Source organism: Massilia sp. NP310, from assembly GCF_019443485.1.
Classification (GTDB): Bacteria; Pseudomonadota; Gammaproteobacteria; order Burkholderiales; family Burkholderiaceae_D; genus Telluria; species Telluria timonae.
In genome coordinates, this window is record NZ_CP080379.1 from 4,605,513 (window position 1) to 4,627,125 (window position 21,613).

Genomic DNA, 21,613 nt, shown 5'->3' on the forward strand with positions numbered 1-21,613 from the left:
GAGAATAAAGAAATTTTTGGTGAGAAATGTTGCTGCAGAGAGTTTGCTGGATTGTTACGTTCTCTAACAAGATTTCCAAGGGTGTGCTGCCGAGTGGCTTTAGCATTACATCTCAAGCCGGCGCTTTCGCCGCACTTCGTAGGCAGCCACATCATGATCCAACGACGAATCGACGAGCGGTCCGCGCTCGCTACCGAATATGCGTTGTTCCTGGCCGAGACGCGCGGCGTGTCGGCCGGGCTGGTGTACCTCGAGAGCTGCGATGTCTCACGAGAGATCCTGCTGCGCGCCATGCAGGATCCCGCCGCCCGCCGCAGCCGCGAGCGGCGCCAACGGCAACGGAACGACTAGATGAATATCACCCAGCTATGCAAGCGCTACGGCCTCCAGCACCACGGCAGCCTCGAAAGCGCCTGGGACGCCCACGGGCCGACCGGCATCGTGCTGATGCAGCTCTGGCACGCTCCCAACCAGAAGATCCATGACCATCCGCTGCCCGGCGCGCAGCTGCGGGTGCGCTGCATGGACGCCGGCGAGCCCCACGTATCCGACGCGAGGTTGGACGGAAACGCGTGCGCCGCCCGCGTGCGCAGCATCGCGGCGCTCGAGAACGGCGCACGCGGCTTTGCCGCGATGTCGATCCCGCCGAGCCAGTCGCGCGGCGCCGGCGCCTGGGCCAAGTATGCCAATCTCGAACGGGTGTTCCCGGTGCTGGCGCTGGAGCGCGAACCCTGCGGCGCGGTGTTCGCGCTGCTCGGCGCGCCGGTGCCGGCGTCCGAACTGGGCGTGACCGGCCCCCGTCCAGGACGCCGCCCGCCCACGCCGCGCCACACGATCACGAGTGGTCGCGCATCCACTCTTTGAGGCCGTTGACCCAGTTCTTGGCCGGCAGGTTCAGGCGCCGCTTGATCTCGCCGGCGCGCTCGTACAGCTCCGCGAAGTCGAGTTCGGGAGCCTCTCCGAAGGCCAGCACGACGATATTCGCATCGTGCACCTCGGGCAGCCAGGCGACGGCGTCGAAGACCTGCTCCATGTGCAGGAAGTTCTTGTCGTAGTTGCTGAAGTCGCCGAACACATTGGCGGTCACGATGCCGCCCGGCGCCAGGCAATCGCGGCAGCCCTGATAGAACTCGACCGAATCGAGCACCGGGCCGCGCGCGTCCTGGTCGTACAGGTCGACCTGCAGCACGTCGAACTTGCCATGGTTGGCGCGGTCGAGCACGAAGTCGAGCGCATTCATTTCGCGCACGTCCAGGCGGGCATCGTTGTCGGGCAGGCCGAACAGCGCACGGCAGATCGCGATCACGTTGGGATTGAGTTCGATCGCCGTGACCTTCGCCTCGGGAAAGCGCTGGTAGCAGAACTTGGTGAGCGCGGCGCTGCCCAGCCCGAGCTGGGCGATGTGGCGCGGCGCGCGCTGGAACAGCGTCCACATCATCATCATCTGCACGTATTCGAGCTCGATCGTGTCCGGCTTGGCGAGGCGCATCGCGCCCTGCACCCAGGAGGTGCCGAGGTGCAGGAAGCGCACGCCTTCGAATTCGTCGATGGTGGCGGGCGGATGGCCGGGCTGGGCGAAGCGGGGATCGATGGTGGACGGCGGCATGGTCGAGCGGCTGGAAAATCAGAGCCGATCTTACCAGAGACGGCTCATGCCACCCCGTTGCCGCACCAGGCGCCGAAGCCCGGACGTTCGCCAAGACGCGCGTACCAGGCCGCCACGTGGGGATAGTCGGGCCGCGCCATCGGCGTCATCAGCCAGCGGTTGACCGACAGGCCGAGCACGATGTCGGCCAGCGAAAAGCCGGCGCCGGCGATCCAGGGGCCGTTGTCGCCCAGGTGCGCATCGAGCAGCCCGACGTGGCGGTTCCAGCCTGCGATGCCGGCCTCGATCAGCGCCGGGTCCCGGTGCGCCGGGCTGCTGCGCACCAGCGCCATGAAGGCATAGCGCCAGGCCGTGTTTAATTCGGTGGCCTGCCAGTCCATCCACTGGCTGACGCGGGCGCGCGCCCGCGCCTCGGCCGGCCACAGCGACGCCCCGGCGTGGCGCTCGCACAGGTAGCGACAAATGGTGTTCGATTCCCACAACACGAAGCCGTCGTCGACCAGCACCGGCGCCATGCGGTTCGGGTTCAGCGCCGCGTGGCCGTCCTGCCACTCCTCGCACACGAACGGCAAGCCCAGTTCGGTGCAGGTCCACAGCACCTTGCGCACATTGATCGAGGTGGCCTTGCCGATGACGGTCAGCATGATGTCCTTTCAGGTGGGGGAAGCTGCCGGCAGCCCCGGCAGGAACAGCGTGACGGCAAGCCCGCCGCCGTCACGGTTGGCGAGCAGGATGCGTCCGCCGTGGGCCTCGGCGATCTCGCGCGCCAGCGCCAGCCCCAGGCCGGTGCCGCTGCGCTTGGTCGAATAGAAGGGCACCAGCGCCTGGGTCAGCACCGCCTCGCTCATGCCGCTGCCGCGATCGAGTACGTCGATGCGCAGCTGGTCCTGCACGCGCCGCACCTGCAGCTGGACCCGGTCTGGCCTGGATCCGGATTCGTGCGCGTTCTTGAGCAGGTTCAGGAGTGCCTGCTCGAGCTGGGCGGCGTCGACCCAGGCCGGGTCGGGCGGCAGCTCGCCTTCGACGGAAAAATCGACCTGGCCGGCCAGGCGTGCGACCAGCTCTGACCACGGGCAGGCTTCCAGGCGCGGCGTCGGCAGCTTGGCGAAGCACGCATAGCCGAGGATGAAGCTCTCCAGGTGGCGGGTGCGTTCGCCGATGGTCGAGAGAATCTGCGGGAGGCGCTCCACCTGCCCGCGCCGCACCAGCTCGGCGCCGGAATGGGCGAGCGAGGCGAGCGGCGCCAGCGAGTTGTTGAGCTCATGGCTGATCACGCGGATCACCTTCTTCCAGGTCTGCACTTCCTGGCGCCGCAGTTCGGCCGTCAGCTGGCGCAGCAGCAGCAGCTCGTGGCGGCGGCCGTTCAGGTTGAAGGTGCTGCGCGCCAGGTGATACACCTCTTCGCTTTCCCCTTCGCCGGCGCTGAACAGGCCATCGCCGCCCCGCGCCAGCGCTTCGCGCAGGGCCGGCGCCGCCTCGTCGAGCACGGCGCGCAGGGCGTGCCCCTCGAGCTTGCAGCCATGCGCCAGCAACTGGCGGGCGGCGACGTTGGCATAGACGATGATGCCGGCGTGGCCGACCGTATCCGCCACCAGCAGCATCGCCACCGGCGTGTTCTGCACCATCGAATCGAGCAGCAGCTCGCGCTGGGCCAGGCCCAGGCGCTGCTCGCGCAGGACGGCGCCCAGCCGGTTATGGGCCGCGATCAGGTCGCTCAGCTCGTCGTTGTGCGGCCAATGCAGGCTGAAGGAAAAATCGCCGTCGCGGTAGCTGTCCACCGTGCCTTCCAGCGCGCGAAACAGCGACAGGATCGGCTGGACTTGCGCGCGCAGGGTGATGATCGCGACCGGCAGCAGTCCAAGCAGGCACAGGCCCGCGACCAGCAGCGGGCGGCCGGGGAACAGGGCGTCCAGGCCGAGCGCGGCCAGCATGGCCAGCACGAGCAGGGTGCCGACCAGCGCCGACAGGCGCGTGACCAGCGAGAACCTGGTCCGGGCCGGCGCCTGGCGTCCACTCACGGACGTTCGATCCCAAGCCGCTCCATACGGCGGTACAGCGCCTGGCGCGACAGGCCAAGTTCGTTTGCCGCCTGCGCCACCACCCCGCCGGCGCGCGCCAGCGCCGCCACGATGGCGTCGCGGTCGGGATCAAGGTCCTGGGCCGGCAGGCTGGCCGCGGGCAGCCCGAGGTCCGCCACCGTGATGGTGTCGCCGCCCGACAGCAGGTTGGCGCGCGCCATCACGTTCTTCAGTTCGCGCACATTGCCGGGCCAGGGGTGGGCCAACAAAGCGGCTTCGGCCGACGGATGCAGGGCCTTGCCGCGCGCCAGGAATGATTGCGCCAGCGGCAGGATGTCGCCCGGACGGCTCGCGAGCGGCGGCAGGCGCAGCTCGATCACGTTCAGGCGGTAGAACAGGTCTTCGCGGAAGGTCCCGGCGCGGATCATCGCGGACAGATCGGCATTGGTGGCGCTGATCACGCGCACTTTTACTTGCCGCTCGCGGTTGGAACCGAGCCGCTCGAAGCGGCCGGTTTCCAGCACCCGCAGCAGCTTCATCTGCCCGGCCAGCGGCAGGTTGCCGATTTCGTCGAGGAACAGGGTGCCGCCGTCGGCCGCCTCGAACTTGCCTTCGCGCGCCTTCGAGGCGCCGGTGTAGGCGCCGGCATCGGCGCCGAACAGCTCGGCCTCGATCAGCTCGGACGGCAGGGCGCCGCAATTGAGCACCACGAAGGGACCGGCGGCCACTTGTGAATTGGCCTGGATGATTTCGGCGATGCGCTCCTTGCCGGTGCCGTTGGGCCCCGTGATCAGCACCGGCACGTCGGCGCGTGCGACCTGGCAGGCCAGGTGCAGCACGCGTTCGGTGGCCGGGTCCTGCCACACCAGGCCGCGCAGGTCGAAGTTCAGCTCGAGCTCGCGCTTGGCCTTGCGTTCGCGCTGCAGGCGGCTACCGAGCGCGCGATTGGCCTGGCCCAGCTCGATCAGGTTGCCGACCGTGGCCAGCAGGCGCTCGTCGTTCCAGGGTTTGGAAAGATAGTCGGCGGCGCCCGCCTTGACCAGGTCGACCGCCGCATCCAGGTGGGTCCAGGCGGTGAGCAGGATCACCGGCAGGTCGGGATGGCGCAGGCGGATCTCGCGAAACAGCGCCACGCCTTCCTCGCCCGACGTGGTGTCGGCCGTGAAGTTCATGTCCTGGATCACCAGGTCGACCGGCTCGCGGCCGAGGAGGTCCAGGCCCTCCTCGGGCGAGGCAGCGCGCAGCGCCGCGATGTCGTGCAGCGAGAACAGCACTTCGAGCGCCATGGCGACGGCGGCATTGTCGTCGATGATGAGAACTGTGGGCATGGCCGCCAGCATAGCATTCTCCCGCCCAGCCTAGGTGCTGCGGGTGGCCAGCGCCGGAGAGATGCTGGCCGCGCGCCAGGCCGGCCCGTAGGCGGCCAGGATGCCGATCGCCCAGAACAGCAGGGCGCCGGCGATCAGGTAGGGCAGCGGCAGCCGCGTCATTTCCAGCTTGCTCACCAATAGCTGGTTCAGGCCGACGCCCAGCAGCACGCCGCCGACCACGCCGGCGCTGGTGATCATGACGTTCTCCACGATGAAGTAGCGCAGGATGTCGATTCTCCGCGCGCCCAGCGCGCGCCGCACGCCGATCTGCTTGCGGCGCTGGGTCACCCACAGGCTGGCCATGCCGACGATGCCGCTGCAGGTCACCAGCAGCAGCAGCGCGCTCACCGTCACCAGCATCCACGACAGCGCCATGTCGGCGCGGTAGCGGTCCTTGCGGTCGCCCTCGACGGTCGCGATGCGCAGGATCATCGGCGTGGCCGACGACTTGCGCAGCGCCTGTTCGGCTTCCCGCATCACGCGGTCGCGCTCGCCCGCTTCGCTGCGCAGCGCATACATCGTGCCGGGCGTACCGTACATGAGCGCCGGGATCAGGATCGAATACTCGGCATCCTGGCCCACTTCGGCGTGGATGGTCTGCAGGCGCTCGACCACGCCGACCACCTGGGCGCCGCGCGCTTCGCTGCCGGTGCCGAAGTACATGGTCTTGCCGACCGCGGGCGCGTCGGGCCACAGCTTCTCGGCCAGCGCCTTCGTCATGAGGATCATGGTCGGCAACTCGCGGTTGGTAGCCTGGTTGACTTCCGGGATTTCGTGCGCCAGGAAGTCGCGGCCTTCGACCAGCTTCAGGCCGAAAGTCTTGACCATCGAGCCGTCCGACATATAGGCCGACGCATAGGCGCTCTCGCGCTCCTGGCGCGGATCGGCGGCGACGCTGGTGGTGCTGCCGCTTTGCGACATCGGCATCTGCGACACCTGGCCCGCGGCCACGACACCTGGCACGGCGCGCAGCACGTCCAGCTCGCGCTTGATGGTGGCCAGCATCTGCTCGGGCGTGTCCTGGTTCAGGTTGCGCACTGAGAAGTAGAAGGTCGAGGCTTCGTCGTCGAGGCCGGAAGGGCGCGACGCCACCTCGCGCCGTTCGTTCACGATGTGCAGGGCGTTGGCCAGGATCGCCAGGCTCAGGGCGACCTGCATCGCCACCAGGATCGGGCCGGTCTTGTTGCGCAGCAGCGCGGACAGGATTGGTCGGATTTCCATATTCAGTCCTCCTGATGATTATTGCGATTTGAGCTGGATGGCCGGCGTCACCTGGCAGGCGCGCCAGGTCGGCAGCAGACCAGCGACCAGCGAGGCGCAGATCGACAGCACGAAGGTCAAGGCAAGCATCTGCCAGTCCATGCGCGCCACCGCCGCCATGCTCTTGCTTTCCATGCCGATCAGGGCCAGGGCGCCGAAGGCCAGCGCCAGTCCCAGCACGCCGCCGGCCAGGCCGACCACGCCGGTCTCGATCAGGAACTGGCGGAAGATGTCGCGCCGCGAAGCGCCCAGCGCACGGCGGATGCCGACCTCGGAGGCGCGCACCGAGAACTTCGCCAGCAGCAGGCCGACGGTGTTGACCAGGCACAGGAGCAGGAAGCCGAACGCCAGCCAGGCCGACAGCCGGGTATCGTTGCCCACCACCTTCTGCTTTTCCATCCATTCCATCACGTCGTACAGCTCGACCGGGGCCTGGCGCTTCAGGCGGCCCATCTTGCGCTGCTCGCTCGCGTAGTTCTCGAGGAAGGCGTGCAGGTCGGCGCGGTCCATGCCGGAGCGGGTTTCGAGCCACAGTTGGATCCAGGTGCATTCCGAGGCCAGCAGCGAGGCAAAGCCTGAATCGCGCGACTCGCTGCAGTTGACGCTGCCGTAGGCCGGCAACTCGCGCCGCACCGCGGTGGTGAAGGGAATCATGAAATCTTCACCGGTGGCCGGGCCGCTGCCGATCAGCTTGTAGTAGCGCGGCATCGGATTCCATTCGTCGAGCACGCCCACCACGGTGAACGGTTCGCCACCCATGCGCAGGCGCTCGCCGACCGGGCTGGCGTCGCCGAACAGCTTCTCCGCCACCGCACGGCTCAGCACCACGACGTTGGCGCCGCGCGTCTCGTCCTCGACGCTCCACGGCTGGCCATGCAGGAAGGGCACCTCGAACATGGCGAAGAAATCGCGTGTCGGCGCCAGGCCATAGCCGGTGAAGGCCGGAATGTCGGTGCGCGGCGGCTCGATCGGCATGCCGGTGCCGTACATGGCCGTGCCACGGTCGCCCGGCTTGGCGCGCAGCAGGTTCATCGCGTCCTTGTAGGTCATCTGCATGTCGATGTGCTCGGACCCCGGGATATAGCCTTCGGGCTGGGCGTTGTCGATGAAGGGCACGAACAGGCGGTCGCTCCTGGAGGGGATCGGGTCGCCCGACATCGCGTGCAGGATGGCGAGCGTCGAGACGCTGGCGGCCACGCCGATGGCCAGGGTCAGCACCATCAGCGCGGTCAGGTAGCGGTTGCGGCGCAGGCTGCGCACGCCGAGCTTGAAGTAATAGCCGAACATGGCAGCTCCTCAGGCTGGGACGGAAGCCACGCTGTCGACCAGCGACGGCGAACGGCGCACCAGGTCGGACACCTGGCCGTCGATGATGTGCACGTTGCGATGGGTGCGCACCGCGAGTTCCGGATCGTGGGTCACCATCAGGATCGTGGTGCCGGCGGCGTTGATCTCTTCCAGCAGCTCCATCACGCCGCGCGCCATCTGCGTGTCCAGGTTGCCGGTCGGTTCGTCGGCCAGCAGCAGTTTCGGCGAACCGGCCAGCGCGCGCGCGATCGCCACGCGCTGCTGCTGGCCGCCCGACAGCTCGGCCGGGTAGTGCTTCATGCGCGAGGCCAGGCCGACCTTGGCCAGCGCGTCCTCGATGCGCTCCTTGCGTTCGCGCGCATTGAAGCCGCGGTAGCGCAGCGGCACGTCGACGTTGTCGAACAGGTTCAGGTCGGGGATCAGGTTGAAGCCCTGGAAGATGAAGCCCAGCTTCTCGTTGCGCAGGCGCGAGCGCGCCGCGTCGTCCAGGCCCTTCACGTTGACGCCGTCGAGCACGTACTCGCCCGAGGTGAATTCCTCGAGCAGGCCGGCGATGTTCAAAAAGCTGGTCTTGCCCGAGCCGGACGGACCGGTCACGGTGACGAATTCGCCCTGGCTGACGTGGATCTCGAAGCCGCGCAGCGCGTGCGTCTCGATCATGTGGGTGCGGTACACCTTGCTCAGGTTGGTCATGCGCAGCATGGTTGGCTCCTTGTTCTGGAAGATTTCAGTTGATCGAAACACGTGCGGCGTTCTCGAAGGCGTCGGTGCCGGCCACCACCACCCGGTCGCCGACCTGCAGGCCGGAGAGGATCTCGACCGCCGAGATGCTGGTGGCGCCGACCTGGATCGGGGTGCGCTGCGCGACGCCGTCGCGCATCACGTAGGCGTGGCGGCCGCCTTCGTTTTCGAGGAAGGGGCCGCGCTGCACCATCAGGACGTTCGGCTTTTCCTCGATCAGGAGGCGCGCGCTGACGCGCTGGCTCTGGCGCAGGCCCTTGGGCTGCTCGCCGTCGAAGCGCACCCGCGCCAGCACCTGGTTCTTGACCACCTCGGGCGACAACGCCGACAGCTTGCCGGTGGCGCGGCCCGAGGGCAGGGTGATCTCGGCGCTCATGCCCAGGCCCAGGTCGCCGGCATAGGTTTCGGGCACCTCGACCTCGACTTCGAGCTTGGACAGGTCGACCAGCGTCATCAAAGGGGCATTGGCGATGACCACCATGCGGTTCTGGACGTTCAGCGTGCCGATGAAGCCGTCCACCGGCGCGCGCACGGTCAGTTCGTCGACCCGGCGCTGGGCATTGGCCATCGACAGGCGCGCGCGCTCCATCTCGTTGGTCTTGGTGCGGATCGCCAGCTGGACGTCGTCGCCTTCGAGGTTGGCCGCCTGCGCCGCGTGTTTGGCGCGGATGCCGGCCGAGTTGAGGGCGTCCTGGGCCTTCTGGTAGTCGATCTTGGCGATGATGCCGACCACGCCCACGCTGTCGTAGCGCTCCACGGTGCGCTGGGCCGACAGGCGCTCGATCTCGGCGGTGTCGGCTTCGCGCCGGGCCAGCAGTTGCTGCTTGCGCGCCAGGATCTGCTGGCGCGCCACCTCGGCCTTGAGCTGTTCGTAGGTCGAGACTTCGCGCTTGAGGGCGTCGGTCAGGTCGGGCGACTCGAGCACCGCCAGCACGTCGCCCTTCTTGACGGTGTCGCCGGCGGCGACCTTCAGGTTGACGGTGGCGGGGGCGGTGGAATACAGGGTGGGGCTGACGGCGGCCACGACGCGGCCGTTGACGGCGGCGTCGCGCACCAGCGTGCCGCGCTGGACTTCGGCGATGCGCACGCGGCTGGCGGAGACGGAATGTTCGCTGCCGCTCCAGGCGGCGTACAGGGAGAAACTGGCGGCGGCCAGGGCGACGGCGCCCCCTAGCAGCAGCGCGCGGCGCTTGATCTTGTGGCCGGCCGGCGGGGCGACGACGGCGTCTTGCAGGGATGTATCGCGAATCATGGCGTGTCCAGTAACGACGGGTTGCTTGTCGTTACAGCACGATCCATGCCAGGATGTAAGTTATTGATTCATAAGGTGAGGGCCGGCGAACGCCGCTGTCCGCGGTGTCCGTCCGGCCTCCCTGCGGTCGTTCGCGGACAGGACTGTCCGCGTCGCGCTCACTTCTGCGGCTGCTGCTTCTGGCCGTACCTGCCGACGATTTCGCCCTTGGCCAGCACATGGCCCTTCATCGCCGCCAGCACCTGGTCGCGGTCGGCGCCGAATGGCACGTCGAGCATCTTGTCGAGGGCATAGACCTGGAAGTGGTAGCGGTGCGCCGCCTCGCCGACCGGCGGCTTGGGACCATAGTAGCCGGGCGCGCCGCGCGTGGTGCGGCCCTGCAGTACGCCGTCCGGGTCGGACAGGCGGGGCTGCTCCTGCACGCCTTCCGGTACGCTGGTGATGGTGGCCGGGATATTCCACATCACCCAGTGTACGAAGGGCGTGACCGGCTTGGCGTCCGGGTCTTCCACGATGACCGCGTACGACTTCGCGCCCGCCACGGCTTTCCAGGACAGCGCCGGCGAGACGCCGTCCGCATACTCGGTGTAGCGCTCGTCCATCATCCCGTTGGCGCTGAAGCTCGACGACGTCACGCTCAGTTGGCCCTTGGCCTCGGTCTCGGGGCGCTGGTTCGCCAGCGGAACCTTGTTGCCCTTGTTGACCTGCTGCTCCATGGGGCCGGCCGGCGCCTTCGGCGGCGTGGCGGCGGCCGTCCTGGCGCCGGTGTAGGCGACACGGTAGATCACACCGTTGGCGTCGTCCGCCATCAGCAGCGAGCCGTCCCTGGCCAGCGCCAGGCCGACCGGGCGCGCGATATGGGTCTTGCCGCCGTCCGTCAGGAAGCCGGTGACGAAGGGCTCCACCGAGGTCGGCTGGCCGTTTTGATAGCGCACGCGCACGATCTCGTAGCCCGACGCCGGCACCCGGTTCCACGAACCGCGCATGGTCACGAAAGCGTCGCCCTGGTATTCCGCCGGGAAGGCGCTGCCGGCGCCCCATGCCCACTGCATCGGCGCCGCGTGCGCGGTATAGCCCAGCACCATCGGCGTGCTGCGGGCCTTCCATTGCTCCTTGGTGATCTCGCCCTGCGGCGTGCTTTGCGGGTAGATCTCGCCGGCCCCATACACATGCGGCCAACCGTATTGCTTGCCCAGCTCGATCTTGTTGATCTCTTCGGGCTGGACGTCGTCGCCCAGGAAGTCGATGCCGTGGTCGAAGCCCCACAGCTCGCCCGTGGTCGGATGCCAGCCGAAGCCGATCATGTTGCGCAGGCCGCTGGCATAGATGCTGCGGCTCTTGCCGTCGGGGGATACGCGCAGCAAGGTGGCGTTTTCCACATTGCTCTCGTTGCAGGTATTGCAGGTGCTGCCGACGCTCAGGTACAGCATGCCGTCCGGGCCGAAGGCCATGGTGCGGTTCGGGTGCTGGCCCGAATCGGGCAGGTCGCCGAGCAGCATCTTGAGTTCGCCCAGGCGGCCGTCCGGCTTGATGTCGGCCACGAACAGCTCCTTGACGGTGACCAGGTACAGCTTGTTGTCGCGGATCGCCAGGCCGTGAGCCCCGGCGCGGTTGGCCACCGTGACCGGCGCGCCGTCGGCGCGGCCGTCGCCGTTGGCGTCGCGCAGCAGCAGCACGTCCCCCTGGTCGCGCCGGCTCACATACACGTCGCCGTTCGGCGCCACCGCGATGATGCGCGCGTTCTTGAGGCCCGTCGCGAAGGCGCTGACCGTGAAGCCTTGCGGGGCCTTCAGCGCCGCGATACGCTCCGGCGTGGCCTCCACCTTGTTGGGTTTCCAGACATTGATCTTGGTGGAGAACAGGGTGCCGTCGCCCTGCTGGGCGGTGGCGGAGCCGAACATCAGGCATAGCGCGGCTGCGAGCGAAGCGCGTTTCATCGGGCCTACCTTTCTTGGTCGTTGTTGTGGGAGCCTTGCGCCAATGATCGTGCCAGCGATTCGGAAAGCGGTATGTTTGGAAACGTACATTGTCGAATTCAATGTTGAACATGCGCCATGGGTAATTTCAACCCATAAATGTTTTCGATCTTGCAAGATGGCAATCGACCCGTATATTGGATTGGCACCCGGCGCGGCCGGTTCTCCAGAAAGTCCATCAGTGTCGTTGTTCGACCGCCTGCAAGACCTGTGGCGCAGCCTCGCGCTCGTCCCACCCGCCCCTCCGCGGCGCCATTTCTTCATCCCGGACGAGGTCGAGCGCCTGTATCGCCTCGATGGCGCCGCCGGCATCGACGACCAGACCTGGAACGACTTGCTGCTCGAATCGTACGAAGAAAAATTGGCGCCCCAGGCCAGCATCTTCGCGCGCCAGGTGCTGCACCGGCGCCTGCGGGCCGGCATCGACGATGCGGCATGCGTCGCGCAGCGCGCGCGCCTGCAGGCGCTGATGGATGACCCGGCGCGGCTGGATGCGATCGACGCCAGCCTGTCTACCTTGCGCCATGCCGATGCCGAGGTGGCCGGCCTGCTGTTCCAGGATACGGCGCCGACAATCCCGTGGTGGCCGCACTGGCTATGGCTGCTGCCGCTCGCGCTGCTGCTGTCGCTGGCCGCCCTGGCGACCCAGCCGCTGGGCTGGATGTTGACCCTGGCGGCGCTAGCGCCCCTGATGGCGCTGCAGATGCGCCTGCACCGCCCGCTCGAGGAATGGGCCGCCGCCATCCGCGCGCTGCACGCGCTGCTGCGCGCGACCAGCCTGCTGGGCGGGCAGGGCGGGCAGCTGCTGGAACCTTTCGTGGCGGCGCGCCCGAGGGCGGAACGCCTGCACGTGCGCCTGGCGCGCTCGCTGAGCCTGCGCATGATCCCGGGCGCGCTGCAGTACGCCGACTGGTTCGCAGCGGCCAATGTGGTCTATCATTTCAAGACGCGGCGCATCGTGCATGCCGAGCGTGCCTTCCTGCGCGAGTGCTACCTGGCCTGCGCCAACCTGGAGGCCGACGTGACCCTGGCGCGTCACCTGGCAGCGATGGAGCGCTGGTGCTGGGCCGAGCGCGGCGATGCGCGCACGCTGGTGCTGGAGGGCGGCGTCCATCCCCTGATGGCGCAGCCGGTCGCGCTGTCGGTGGCGTTGCAAGGAAAAGGCGCCTTCGTCTCCGGCCAGAACGCCTCGGGCAAGAGCACCTTCCTGCGCATGGTGGGCCTGAACGCGATCGCGGCGCGCGCCTTCGGCTTCTGTTACGCGACGCGCGCCTGCCTGCCGGCGCTGCCGGTGCGCGCCAGCATGCGCAGCGAGGATTCGCTGCTGGGCGGCGAGAGCCTGTACATGGCGGAGCTGCGGCGCGCGAAGGAGTTGCTGGACGTTGCCGGCCAGCCGCCGGGCATCTGCCTGATCGATGAGGTATTCAGAGGCACGAACCACCTGGAGTCGGTGTCGGCGGCCTGCGCCGTGCTGGAACAGTTATCGGAGCGCGACCTGGTGCTGGTGTCCTCGCACAACCTGGTGCTGGCGCCGCTGCTGCGCGCGCAGCTGGCGCCGTTCTTCATCGACACCGCCAGCGGCCAGCCGGTGCTGGCGCCGGGCGTGTTGCGCAACCCGAACGGCATCGCGCTGCTGGCGAGCCAGGGCTTCGGGCCGCGGATCGAGGAGCGGGCGGCCGAGGTGGCGCGCTGGTTGAGCAGCCACCTGGTGGAACCCGCGCCGCCTCAATCTTCCAGCTTCAGGGCCTTGGCGACGTCGTCCCAGGCCACCGTCTTGTAGTTCTGGGCGCCTTCGGGCATGCGCTTGAAGCCGTCATGCACTACCAGCATGCCGCGCGTGTACGGGCCGCCGAAGTTCGCCGAGCTCACTTCCAGGCCATCGGTCTCGGAGGCGCCGTCGATGCCGGCCACCGGATCCATGCCGACCCGGAACGCGCCGCGCACCTTGAACGGCGGCGCCGCATCGAACACCACGTAGCTGCTGTTGCCCTGGCTCGACACCACCAGGTAGCTGCGCTTGTCGCCGTGGTAGATGCCCATGCCTTCGATGTCGTCGTGCAGCCATTCGCCCACCGGCATCACCATCTCGAGCTTGGCCGGCTGGTCGGCCTTCGCCGACGTGACCCACAGCGCCTTGTCTTCCTCGCCCACGAACAGCAGGCCGCTGCGGTCGTCCGCCACGCAGCCTTCGGGTTGCGTCGCGACCCTGAACTGGCGCGCCAGCCTGGCGCCGTACTTGCCGCCGCTGCGGGTGATCTGCCAGTGCTCGTAGCGGCCGTCCTTGTCGTTCACAAAAGCATCCAGGCCGCCTTCGGGCGTGCGGTACAGGCAGGTGCCGTAGATGTCGCCCAGGCCGGTCGGCAGGCGCGCCGCTTCCGCCAGTTCGCCGCCGGCGTCGATCGTGTACAGCACCATCGCCTGCTCGTCGCGCTGGGTGGCCAGCGCCAGGTCGACGCGCTGACCCTCGAAGCGCAGGTCCTGGCGCACGTCGACGTTGTTCAGGCGGCCGGAAGCCAGGAACTGGGTCTGGCGGCCGTCCAGGTCATACACCAGCAGGCCCTGCTTCTTGTTGGAGCCGAGGATGCGCGACTTGCTGGCATCAAGCGGGTTGACCCAGATCGCCGGGTCGTCGGCCGCGTCGCCCATCTGCGCCACCGGCGCGGTCTGCATGCGCGGCATCACGATCGGCAGGGAACGCGGCGGCGCGCTGCCGGCTTTCCAGGCCAGGGCCGGCGACTGCCAGCCTTTTTTCGTCTGCACCATCAGGGCGCCGCCGCCCAGGGCCACCAGTTGTTTGGCGCCGAGCGCGCGCGCCGGCAATGCTTGCCATGCGGCGCCGGCACGGCGCCAGCCGAGCAGTTGGCCGTTTTCGCCGAGGGCGGCCACGCCGCCAGGCAGCACCGCCAACCCCTGGATCTCGCCTTTCAGTTTGCCATAGGGCGCGCGCAGCGCCACCGGCGTGCGCGCCGACGGGCCTTCGGCGTCGGCGCCATAGGCCCACAGGCCCATGCCTTCCTCGGCCACGAACAGGGTGGCGTAGGCGTCGTCGACGCGGCAGTGTTCGACGCCGGTCGGCAGCGCCAGGCGGCGCACCAGGCGGTGGGGCTCGCCCAGCAGCCATTGCTGCGCCTGGCCATCCGCGCCCACCAGGAACACGTGGTCGAGGTTCTGGGCATCGCGGTACATGCAGGCCGCCTCGATGCCGAAGCCGGCGCTCGGGATCGCCGGCAGGCGGGTCAGCGTACCGGCCGCCAGGTCGATCCGCACGGGCTGGGCCTGTTCGAGGTTCGAGTCGACCAGCACCGCCAGCGCGCCGCCTGAAGAAGGATGGACGTCAGGCCGCAGGTCGAGCCGCTCGCCGCGCAGGGCCAGCGTCGCGCGGTCGATGCCGTCGGCGCCGACCAGGCGCAGGCCGCGCTTGTCCAGCGCCAGCCAGGCGCCGCCAGGCAGGGCAGCCAGTTCTTCGGCGTCGAGCGGCGCCTTTGCCACTTGCGGTGCGGCGAGTGCTGCGGACATGGCGCCGTGCAGCGCCGCCAGGACGATGAGTGTAACGATCGGGGAAACGATTTTTTTCATTGGAAGATGCTCGCTTTCAGGCCGATCTTGAAGGTGCGGCCGTATTGTTCATGTTGCGCGTTGCGGGACTTGTCGCCCATGTACACGTAGTATTTTTCGTTGTTCAGGTTGCTGGCGTCGAAGGTGAGCTGCCAGCGCTTGTCGAGCTTGTACGACATCGAGAAGTCCAGCTGCTTCTGGGTGTCGACGTAGCGGTCCTGGCTCGCGTCGAGCACGTCCTCGCCCAGTTCGAGCAGGTAGGGCGACTTGTAGTTCATCGCCAGGCGCGCGCTGAATGGGCCGGATTCATAGCCCACCATCAGGTTGCCGATGCGGTTCGACTGGCCCGGCATGCGGATCTCGCGCGTGCCGACGCCGCCGTCGCCATCGGCGCTGTCGATGCCGGCGCGCGAGTGGGTGATGGCGCCGTTGATGCCGATCAAGAGGCCGTTGAACGGCGCCGGCAGCATGCGCAGCGGCTGCTGCCAGGCCAGTTCGATGCCGCGCACCCGTGCTTTTTCGCCGTTGGCGTACGAGATCGCGCTGGAGAAGTCGGCCCATTCTCCGCGGCCGGCCAGGTCGGTGGCATAGGTGAAGTCCTTGATGTCCTTGGTGAAGACATAGGCCGACACCACGCCGTCGCCGCCGATGGTGCGCTCGATGCCGAGGTCCAGGTTGTGCGAGCGCAGCGGATTCAGGTCCGGGTTGCCGATGGTGGCTTCGTCGTCGCCATCCAGGCTGACGCCCGGCGCCAGCTGGGCGAAGTTGGCGCGGACCACCGAGTTGCTCCATGCCGCGCGCAGGCTGGTGTGCTGGTCGAGGTCGTAGCGCAGGTGCATGCCCGGCAGCCAGTTGGTGTAGGAGCGCGCCGCGCCGCGCGGCGTGATCTCTTCTTCGTCCGTCACTTGCGAGCCGTCGGCCTTGAAGCGGGTGCGCTCGGCGCGCACGCCCGCCAGCAGCGACCAGGCGCCGCTGCGCAGGCTGGCCTGCACGTAGGCGGCGTCGATGTCTTCCTGCAGCTTGAAGTCGTCCAGCGCCGAGTCGACGATCGCGCGCGCGCCCTCGCGGTTCAGGCCGGCCAGGCGGGCGCGTACCAGGTTCGGGTCGAGCGTGTAGCCAAGGTTGCCGAACGGGTAGTCGATGCGTGTGCCATTGACGAAGGCGCTCATCGAGGTCGGGCCGTCGCCCCAGTAATCGCCGTCTTCCGGGTCGTCGCTGCCGAATTCCCAGGCGTCGGTGTCGGTGCGCTTGTCGCGGCGGGTGGCCTTGGCGCCGAACTTGAGCGCGCCGCTCCAGTCGCCGGCGTCGAATTCGCGCTGCAGGTCGAGGCGCAGCTGGTGGCTGGTGTCCCTGGCGTAGGCGCGCTCGATCGCGAACGAATCGAGCTCGTAGTTGGCGGCATCAAGCACGCCGGCCGGGGCGATCAGGTGCGGGGCGCGGGTGTTGGTAAAGCCGACACCCTCGAAGCTCTCGACGTTGGTGAAGCGCGCGTCGCTGATCGCGTTCGGCGTCTCGTCGGTGGCGCGGCTGGTGGCGGCTTCGAGGTGCATCTTCCAGGCGTCGCCGAAGCGGCGGTCCATGGAGCCGGTGAGCGAGCGGATCTCTTGCGTGTACTTGCGCTGGCGCAGGCGGCGCTCGACGGTCGCCGGGGCGAGCTCGCCTTCGACCACACTTTCGTCGTCGTTCTCGAAGTCGCCCACGGTCATGCGGTCGCGCGACTCTTCGTCCGAGAAGCGGCTGAGGAAGCCGCGCAGGGCGTAGCTGGTGCTGGCGTCCGGGCGGTAGTCGAGGTTGACGGCGCCGGCGCGGCGCTCGCGCGTGGGCAGGTAGTCGCGCATCTCGAAGCTTTCCAGGCGGTTGCCGTCCCAGGCGCCGCCCGTTTCCACGTTGTCCGAGCCGAACTTGCGCTTCTCGCCCGACAGGCCGGCGGCGATGCCCAGCTTGCCGTCCATGAAGCGCTGGGCCCACAGCAGGTTGGCGCCGGGGCTGTTCTGGTCGGTGTTGGTGTCGTGGCTGGCGGCCACGCCGACGCTGAGCAGCTTGCCCGGCAGGTCGAACGCCGACAGGGTCTTGACCTCGACCGTGCCGCCCAGCGAGTTGGCGTCCTGGTCGGGCGTGGCCGACTTGGTCACTTCGAGCGAGCGCACCAGGCCGGCCGGCAGCACGTCCAGCGCCACCGCGCGGCGCGTCGCTTCCGGCGAGGGCACCAGGGCGCCGTTGATGGTCACGCTGTTGTAGTCGGCGTCCAGGCCGCGCACCACCACGTAGCGGCCTTCGCCCTGGTCGCGCTGGACCGACAGGCCCGGCACGCGCGCCAGCGCCTCGGCGGCGTTCTTGTCCGGCAGGTGGCCGATGTCGTCGCTGCTGACGACGCTGACGATGTTGTCGGCCTGTTCCTGGGCGGCGATGGCGCGCGCCAGGCTGGCGCGCTGGCCGGTGACGACCACGCTGGATTCGACGGCCGGGGCCGGAGCCGGCGCGGCGTGGACGCCGGCGGCGGCCAGCAGGCTGGCGGTGACGGCGGGGAGGGCGAGATGGCGCATGGGGGCAAGAAGATAGTTGGAGTGGGGCGGATTCTGGTGTCTCAATGTGACGATCTGGTGACGCCGGTCCGCAAGAGCGCCTGCGTAGACCGAAGATGAGCTGAATTGACCCGCCACCCATGGCGCACGCCGCAGGGCGGCCGCGGGTGAATGCGATGGGACGCCATGCGACGTGAGCCGTTCGGACCCCGTGCCGGGATGCCACAGCTTTGCCATCCTGTCATCCTGCGGTCATGTGGCTGCGCTATGTTCCGGCGATCCACTTCGAACGCTGACCCCATGTCCAACGTGATCCGCCATGCCCTGCTGATCGGCGCGCTGCTCGGCGCCTTTGCCTTCCTGTTCGTCGGCGCCGGAGTGGTCATCCCGATGGCCGAATGGGATTGGGTCGACATCGCCAGCGAGGGCGGCACCTCGCTGCTGGCGGCGCTGTGGTGCCTGATCGTGCTGTCCAGCCGACCGGACGGGCTGGTCACGCGGCTGCTGTCCAGCGGCCTGGCCTGCATCATGCTCGGCTCCTGGGCCGACTGCCTGGACGAGGTGGTCGACGTCGACAAGGCGGCGCTGTGGGACAACGCGCTGGAGTCGCTGCTGCCGCTCGGGATGCTGGTCCTCACCGTGGGCATGGCTTACTGGAGGCTCGAGCAGGCCACGCTGTCCGACCACATGCGCAAGCGCGAGCGGCTGTTTCGCAACCACCGCCCGTTCGACCGCATCACCCAGCTGGCCGACGCCGCCTACCTGCGCGAGCAGCTGCGCCTGGAGAGTCGGCGCAACGATGGCCAGGGCTGCGCGCTGGTGCTGTTCGACATCGACGAATTCCACCGCATCAACCGCGAACACGGCCAGGCGGAGGGCGACCGCGTGCTGCAGGCGGTGGCGCACATGCTGCTCCTGAACCTGCGCAACGAAGACCTGCTGTGCCGCTATGCGGGCGACCGCTTCGCGGTGCTGATGCCCGGATTGCACGAAGGCGAGGCGAGCGACGCCGCCCAGCACCTGTGCCGCATGGTGTCCTCGATGCGCCACCATGCGCCCAAGGGCCGGGTGCGGATCTCGCTGCGCCACGGTTGCGCGCCCGCCCAGGGGGCGCCGGATGCGCTGCTGTCCGACTTGTGCCGCCAGATGGACGCCGTGTGATCGCCTGGCAGCCGGCCGGAGAACCGTCGATCCCGGCGCGGCAGCAGCCCGCGCTGGCGCTGGAATACGGCCGCTCGCGCGATGCGAGCGACGCCGACCTGCTGCGCGATACGGGTTTGCTGGCAGGCTTGCATCCCGACCGCCTGGTGGCGCCGGCGCAATACCTGCAGCAACTGGCGAACACCCTGCATGCGCTGGACAGCCCCGACACCAGCTTCATGCTGGGCCAGCTGCTGCTGCCCGGTCATGACGGCGCCGCCAGCCACGCGCTGGTGCAGGCGCCGGACCTGCGCACGCTGCTGCAGACCCTGTGCCGTTTCCACGCGCGCCTGACGCCGCTGTTGCGGCCGCGCTTCGTGACCTGGGGCGAGGTCGCGCTGCTGTACTGGGTCGACGCCTATGGCGCGCCCGGCATCCGGCCGGCCCTGGTCGAGATGCACATGACGGCGGTGGTCGCCCTGTGCCGCTGGCTGGGCGGCGAGCGCCTGCCGTGGCGCTTCTGCTTCAACCGCGGCGCCCCGCGCCACGTCGAACAGCACCACGTCCACCTGGGCGCCGAGCTGCGCTTCGGCTGCCAGCTCGACGCCATGCTGCTGCCGGCGGCCTGGCTCGACCGGCCCTGGCCGCGCGCCAGCGAGATGGCGGCGCGCCTGGCGCAGCGGGCCGCCGAGCAGGAAGAGGCGCGCGCACCCGGCATCCTGGCCGCGTTGTACGACTATCTGCTGGCCAACGTGCGCACGGCGCCGACGCTGGAGCGCACCGCCGCCGACTTCGGCGTCAGCCCGGCGACCTTCAAGCGCCAGCTGCTGCGCCACCATACCCATTTCCAGGGTGAGCTCGACCAGGTGCGCACCCATGTGGCGCTGTGGCTGTTCCAGGTCGAGCGGGCCGACAACGAGCAGGTCGCGCGCTACCTGGGCTTTCATGACGCCGCCAATTTCCGGCGCTCGTTCAAGCGCTGGACCGGCCTCACGCCGGGTCCGATCCGGGCCGCGCTGGACGGAGAGCTGGGCTGGTTCATGGGCGCGCTGGAGCCGGGAATGTAGGACGCGAGAGAATCCGCGCATATTCCATTCTCCGAGAAGTGGTATCTTTCACGGTCAAGGCCGTTTTCGAAGAAAAGGAATGAGCGCCAGCCTGGTCCTGCATATCGTCTGTCCAACCCAGAAGCGCGGCTTTGCCGCGTGCATGTCCTTTTGCTTCGTCTGCCTGCTGGTCTATGGCCTGGCCAGCGGCGCGCAGCGCGACCTGTCGCCCGGCGTCGCCATCTTCACCGCCTGCGCGCTGGCCATCGTGAGCGTGGCCGCCTGGGCGCTGTATCGCAACTTCGTGTTCCGGGATGAGCTGTACATCGCCCCTGCGGGCGAGCTGCCGCCGATCGAGCTGGCCTTCCGGCCCGACGAGATCCGCGCGCTGCGGCTGCTGCCGGCGCCGGAGGCCTGGACGCCGGAAGCCAAGTGGGATGCCCTCGGCTTCGGCCATGGCCGGATCGAGATCGAGACCGCTACCCGCCGCTACCATTTCGGGGCGGGGCTGGACCAGCGACAAGCCGAGGCGGCGCTGGAACAGATCCAGGATTTCTGCCTGGCGCAGCGCGGCCTGCCGGTGGCGGCGTGAATGATATTGAATGAGGAATGCTATGTCAGAGCTTGAAAGGAAGTGGTGGTTTTTCCTACCCGTGGTGATCCTCACGGCGATCTCGACGATCGGGTTGCTGCACGCGGCCGGAATCCAGTACCAGCCGGTCCAGTTCAGCGCCGCGCAGTGGGCTGTCTGGTTCCTGTGTTTCGTGGGTTTGCAGCGCTGCTTTTCCTTCCTGGGCTGGCTGACGGTCCTGGCGGTCTCGCCCAGGACGATCACCGCGGAGCGCGCATGAAATCCGCCACCAGCCTCGTTGCCACGCTGTTGCTGTTCCTGGCCGCCGGCATCGCCCCGGCCCAAACGACCGAAGAACACATCAATCTCGACACGCCGACCGGCCGCATCGCCGGCACCCTGCAATTGCCGGCCGCCCTCGAGGGCAAGCCGCGGGTCGCCTTGATCATCGCCGGCTCCGGCCCGACCGACCGCGACGGCAACAACCCCCTGATCCCGGGCCGCAACGACAGCCTCAGGATGCTGGCCGTGGCGCTGGCCGAGGAGGGCATCGCCTCGCTGCGCTACGACAAGCGCGGCGTGGCCGCCAGCCTGGCGGCCGGACCGCCTGAATCCGAGCTGCGCTTCGAGACCGGCGTCGACGATGCCGCGGCCTGGCTCGGCAAGCTGAAGGCCGATGCGCGCTTCGGCCCGGTGGCCGTGATCGGTCACAGCGAGGGATCCCTGATCGGCATGCTGGCGGCGCAGCAGGCCGGCGCCGCGGCCTTCGTCTCGATCGCCGGCGCCGCCGACGGCGCCCCGGCCATCCTGCGCAAGCAGCTTGCCGGCAAGCTGCCGCCCGAGCTCGACAAGGAAAACGAGCGCATCCTGGCGGCGCTCGAGAACGGCGCGACGGTCGACCAGGTGCCGCCCGCGCTGATGGCTGCTTACCGGCCGAGTATCCAGCCCTACGTGATCTCGTGGTTCAAGTACGTGCCGTCGCAGCGCATCGCCGCCCTGACCATGCCGGTGCTGATCGTCCAGGGCAATACCGACATCCAGGTGGAGGTGGCCCAGGCCTACGGGCTGCATCGCGCCAAGCCCGATGCGACCCTGGCCATCATTCCCGGCATGAACCATATCTTCAAGCACGTGCGGGCCGACCCGGCGCTGCAGGCCGCGGCCTACAGCGACCCGTCGCTGCCAGTCTCGCCATTGCTGGTGAAGGCGGTCAGCGACTTCCTGAAAAAGACCAACTGAGGGCTGGCT

General features: G+C 68.5%; 19 protein-coding genes. 8 read left to right on the plus strand and 11 right to left on the minus strand.

The features are described 5' to 3' along the window. Positions 1 to 153 precede the first annotated feature (153 nt). Together KY496_RS20215 and KY496_RS20220 are read left to right on the plus strand one after the other, a co-directional pair. The gene (locus KY496_RS20215) at positions 154 to 351 is read left to right on the plus strand and encodes a hypothetical protein (RefSeq protein WP_005663549.1); all 198 of its coding nucleotides are present in this window, start codon (positions 154 to 156) and stop codon (positions 349 to 351) included. Further along, positions 352 to 864: a hypothetical protein gene (locus tag KY496_RS20220; RefSeq protein WP_005663548.1), complete on the plus strand. Its 513-nt coding sequence runs from the start codon at positions 352 to 354 to the stop codon at positions 862 to 864. Here the strand turns inward: KY496_RS20220 and KY496_RS20225 are convergent. The 9 genes from KY496_RS20225 to KY496_RS20265 form a co-directional block, all read right to left on the minus strand. Next, the gene (locus KY496_RS20225) at positions 836 to 1,606 is read right to left on the minus strand and encodes a spermidine synthase (protein WP_219862146.1); all 771 of its coding nucleotides are present in this window, start codon (positions 1,604 to 1,606) and stop codon (positions 836 to 838) included. The genes KY496_RS20220 and KY496_RS20225 overlap by 29 nt on opposite strands. Positions 1,607 to 1,650: 44 nt before the next feature. Next, complete coding sequence (locus KY496_RS20230) at positions 1,651 to 2,250, minus strand: glutathione S-transferase family protein (protein WP_219862148.1); 600 nt, start codon at positions 2,248 to 2,250, stop codon at positions 1,651 to 1,653. 9 nt (positions 2,251 to 2,259) lie between these two features. Continuing rightward, entirely contained in the window at positions 2,260 to 3,624 is a 1,365-nt protein-coding gene (locus KY496_RS20235) for a PAS domain-containing sensor histidine kinase (RefSeq protein WP_219862150.1), read from the minus strand. Then, positions 3,621 to 4,952, minus strand: a complete 1,332-nt coding sequence (locus KY496_RS20240; protein WP_219862152.1) for a sigma-54 dependent transcriptional regulator — start codon at positions 4,950 to 4,952, stop codon at positions 3,621 to 3,623. Before KY496_RS20240 ends, KY496_RS20235 begins: the two co-directional genes overlap by 4 nt. A gap of 30 nt (positions 4,953 to 4,982) precedes the next feature. After that, on the minus strand, positions 4,983 to 6,215 hold the full coding sequence (locus KY496_RS20245; protein WP_219862154.1) for an ABC transporter permease: 1,233 nt from the start codon (positions 6,213 to 6,215) through the stop codon (positions 4,983 to 4,985). 18 nt (positions 6,216 to 6,233) lie between these two features. Next, entirely contained in the window at positions 6,234 to 7,541 is a 1,308-nt protein-coding gene (locus tag KY496_RS20250; protein WP_184240001.1) for an ABC transporter permease, read from the minus strand. Between the two features lie 9 nt (positions 7,542 to 7,550). Next, positions 7,551 to 8,264: an ABC transporter ATP-binding protein gene (locus KY496_RS20255; protein ID WP_005663539.1), complete on the minus strand. Its 714-nt coding sequence runs from the start codon at positions 8,262 to 8,264 to the stop codon at positions 7,551 to 7,553. Positions 8,265 to 8,289: 25 nt separating this feature from the next. Further along, entirely contained in the window at positions 8,290 to 9,555 is a 1,266-nt protein-coding gene (locus KY496_RS20260) for an efflux RND transporter periplasmic adaptor subunit (RefSeq protein WP_184239999.1), read from the minus strand. Positions 9,556 to 9,713: 158 nt separating this feature from the next. Beyond that, positions 9,714 to 11,492, minus strand: a complete 1,779-nt coding sequence (locus KY496_RS20265; RefSeq protein ID WP_219862155.1) for a YbhB/YbcL family Raf kinase inhibitor-like protein — start codon at positions 11,490 to 11,492, stop codon at positions 9,714 to 9,716. Between the two features lie 220 nt (positions 11,493 to 11,712). On the opposite strand from KY496_RS20265, the gene KY496_RS20270 reads away from it, so the two are divergent. After that, positions 11,713 to 13,311 carry a hypothetical protein gene (locus tag KY496_RS20270; protein ID WP_229520320.1) on the plus strand — a complete coding sequence of 533 codons (1,599 nt, stop codon included), beginning with the start codon at positions 11,713 to 11,715 and terminating at the stop codon, positions 13,309 to 13,311. Here the strand turns inward: KY496_RS20270 and KY496_RS20275 are convergent. After that, entirely contained in the window at positions 13,257 to 15,107 is a 1,851-nt protein-coding gene (locus KY496_RS20275; protein WP_219862159.1) for a phytase, read from the minus strand. The two genes, KY496_RS20270 and KY496_RS20275, sit on opposite strands and share 55 nt — an antisense overlap. Beyond that, on the minus strand, positions 15,104 to 17,629 hold the full coding sequence (locus tag KY496_RS20280) for a TonB-dependent receptor (RefSeq protein ID WP_219862160.1): 2,526 nt from the start codon (positions 17,627 to 17,629) through the stop codon (positions 15,104 to 15,106). The genes KY496_RS20275 and KY496_RS20280 overlap by 4 nt, the downstream gene beginning before the upstream one ends. Positions 17,630 to 17,908: 279 nt before the next feature. On the opposite strand from KY496_RS20280, the gene KY496_RS20285 reads away from it, so the two are divergent. The 5 genes from KY496_RS20285 to KY496_RS20305 all read left to right on the plus strand — a co-directional run bounded on the left by KY496_RS20285 (position 17,909) and on the right by KY496_RS20305 (position 21,604). Next, entirely contained in the window at positions 17,909 to 18,769 is an 861-nt protein-coding gene (locus tag KY496_RS20285; RefSeq protein ID WP_219862162.1) for a GGDEF domain-containing protein, read from the plus strand. Further along, positions 18,766 to 19,815 (plus strand): AraC family transcriptional regulator, encoded by a 1,050-nt coding sequence (locus tag KY496_RS20290; protein WP_219862164.1) that lies wholly within the window; start codon positions 18,766 to 18,768, stop codon positions 19,813 to 19,815. Before KY496_RS20285 ends, KY496_RS20290 begins: the two co-directional genes overlap by 4 nt. Before the next feature lie 79 nt (positions 19,816 to 19,894). Next, positions 19,895 to 20,386 (plus strand): hypothetical protein, encoded by a 492-nt coding sequence (locus KY496_RS20295; RefSeq protein WP_219862166.1) that lies wholly within the window; start codon positions 19,895 to 19,897, stop codon positions 20,384 to 20,386. Positions 20,387 to 20,408: 22 nt separating this feature from the next. Continuing rightward, a complete protein-coding gene (locus tag KY496_RS20300) occupies positions 20,409 to 20,645 on the plus strand; it encodes a hypothetical protein (protein WP_219862167.1) in 237 nt (78 codons plus the stop codon). Continuing rightward, positions 20,642 to 21,604 carry an alpha/beta hydrolase gene (locus tag KY496_RS20305; RefSeq protein ID WP_219862169.1) on the plus strand — a complete coding sequence of 321 codons (963 nt, stop codon included), beginning with the start codon at positions 20,642 to 20,644 and terminating at the stop codon, positions 21,602 to 21,604. Before KY496_RS20300 ends, KY496_RS20305 begins: the two co-directional genes overlap by 4 nt. The last annotated feature ends 9 nt before the right edge of the window (positions 21,605 to 21,613 follow it).

Excerpts from the sequence above, each read along its gene's own strand:
- KY496_RS20215 (WP_005663549.1), top strand. The coding sequence starts at position 154 with ATGATCCAACGACGAATCGACGAGCGGTCCGCGCTCGCTACCGAATAT.
- KY496_RS20225 (WP_219862146.1), bottom strand. The coding sequence starts at position 1,606 with ATGCCGCCGTCCACCATCGATCCCCGCTTCGCCCAGCCCGGCCATCCG.
- KY496_RS20255 (WP_005663539.1), bottom strand. The coding sequence starts at position 8,264 with ATGCTGCGCATGACCAACCTGAGCAAGGTGTACCGCACCCACATGATC.
- KY496_RS20260 (WP_184239999.1), bottom strand. The coding sequence starts at position 9,555 with ATGATTCGCGATACATCCCTGCAAGACGCCGTCGTCGCCCCGCCGGCC.
- KY496_RS20295 (WP_219862166.1), top strand. The coding sequence starts at position 19,895 with ATGAGCGCCAGCCTGGTCCTGCATATCGTCTGTCCAACCCAGAAGCGC.
- KY496_RS20245 (WP_219862154.1), bottom strand. The coding sequence starts at position 6,215 with ATGGAAATCCGACCAATCCTGTCCGCGCTGCTGCGCAACAAGACCGGC.
- KY496_RS20305 (WP_219862169.1), top strand. The coding sequence starts at position 20,642 with ATGAAATCCGCCACCAGCCTCGTTGCCACGCTGTTGCTGTTCCTGGCC.
- KY496_RS20265 (WP_219862155.1), bottom strand. The coding sequence starts at position 11,492 with ATGAAACGCGCTTCGCTCGCAGCCGCGCTATGCCTGATGTTCGGCTCC.
- KY496_RS20285 (WP_219862162.1), top strand. The coding sequence starts at position 17,909 with ATGTCCAACGTGATCCGCCATGCCCTGCTGATCGGCGCGCTGCTCGGC.
- KY496_RS20250 (WP_184240001.1), bottom strand. The coding sequence starts at position 7,541 with ATGTTCGGCTATTACTTCAAGCTCGGCGTGCGCAGCCTGCGCCGCAAC.
- KY496_RS20275 (WP_219862159.1), bottom strand. The coding sequence starts at position 15,107 with ATGAAAAAAATCGTTTCCCCGATCGTTACACTCATCGTCCTGGCGGCG.
- KY496_RS20220 (WP_005663548.1), top strand. The coding sequence starts at position 352 with ATGAATATCACCCAGCTATGCAAGCGCTACGGCCTCCAGCACCACGGC.
- KY496_RS20240 (WP_219862152.1), bottom strand. The coding sequence starts at position 4,952 with ATGCCCACAGTTCTCATCATCGACGACAATGCCGCCGTCGCCATGGCG.
- KY496_RS20230 (WP_219862148.1), bottom strand. The coding sequence starts at position 2,250 with ATGCTGACCGTCATCGGCAAGGCCACCTCGATCAATGTGCGCAAGGTG.
- KY496_RS20280 (WP_219862160.1), bottom strand. The coding sequence starts at position 17,629 with ATGCGCCATCTCGCCCTCCCCGCCGTCACCGCCAGCCTGCTGGCCGCC.
- KY496_RS20300 (WP_219862167.1), top strand. The coding sequence starts at position 20,409 with ATGTCAGAGCTTGAAAGGAAGTGGTGGTTTTTCCTACCCGTGGTGATC.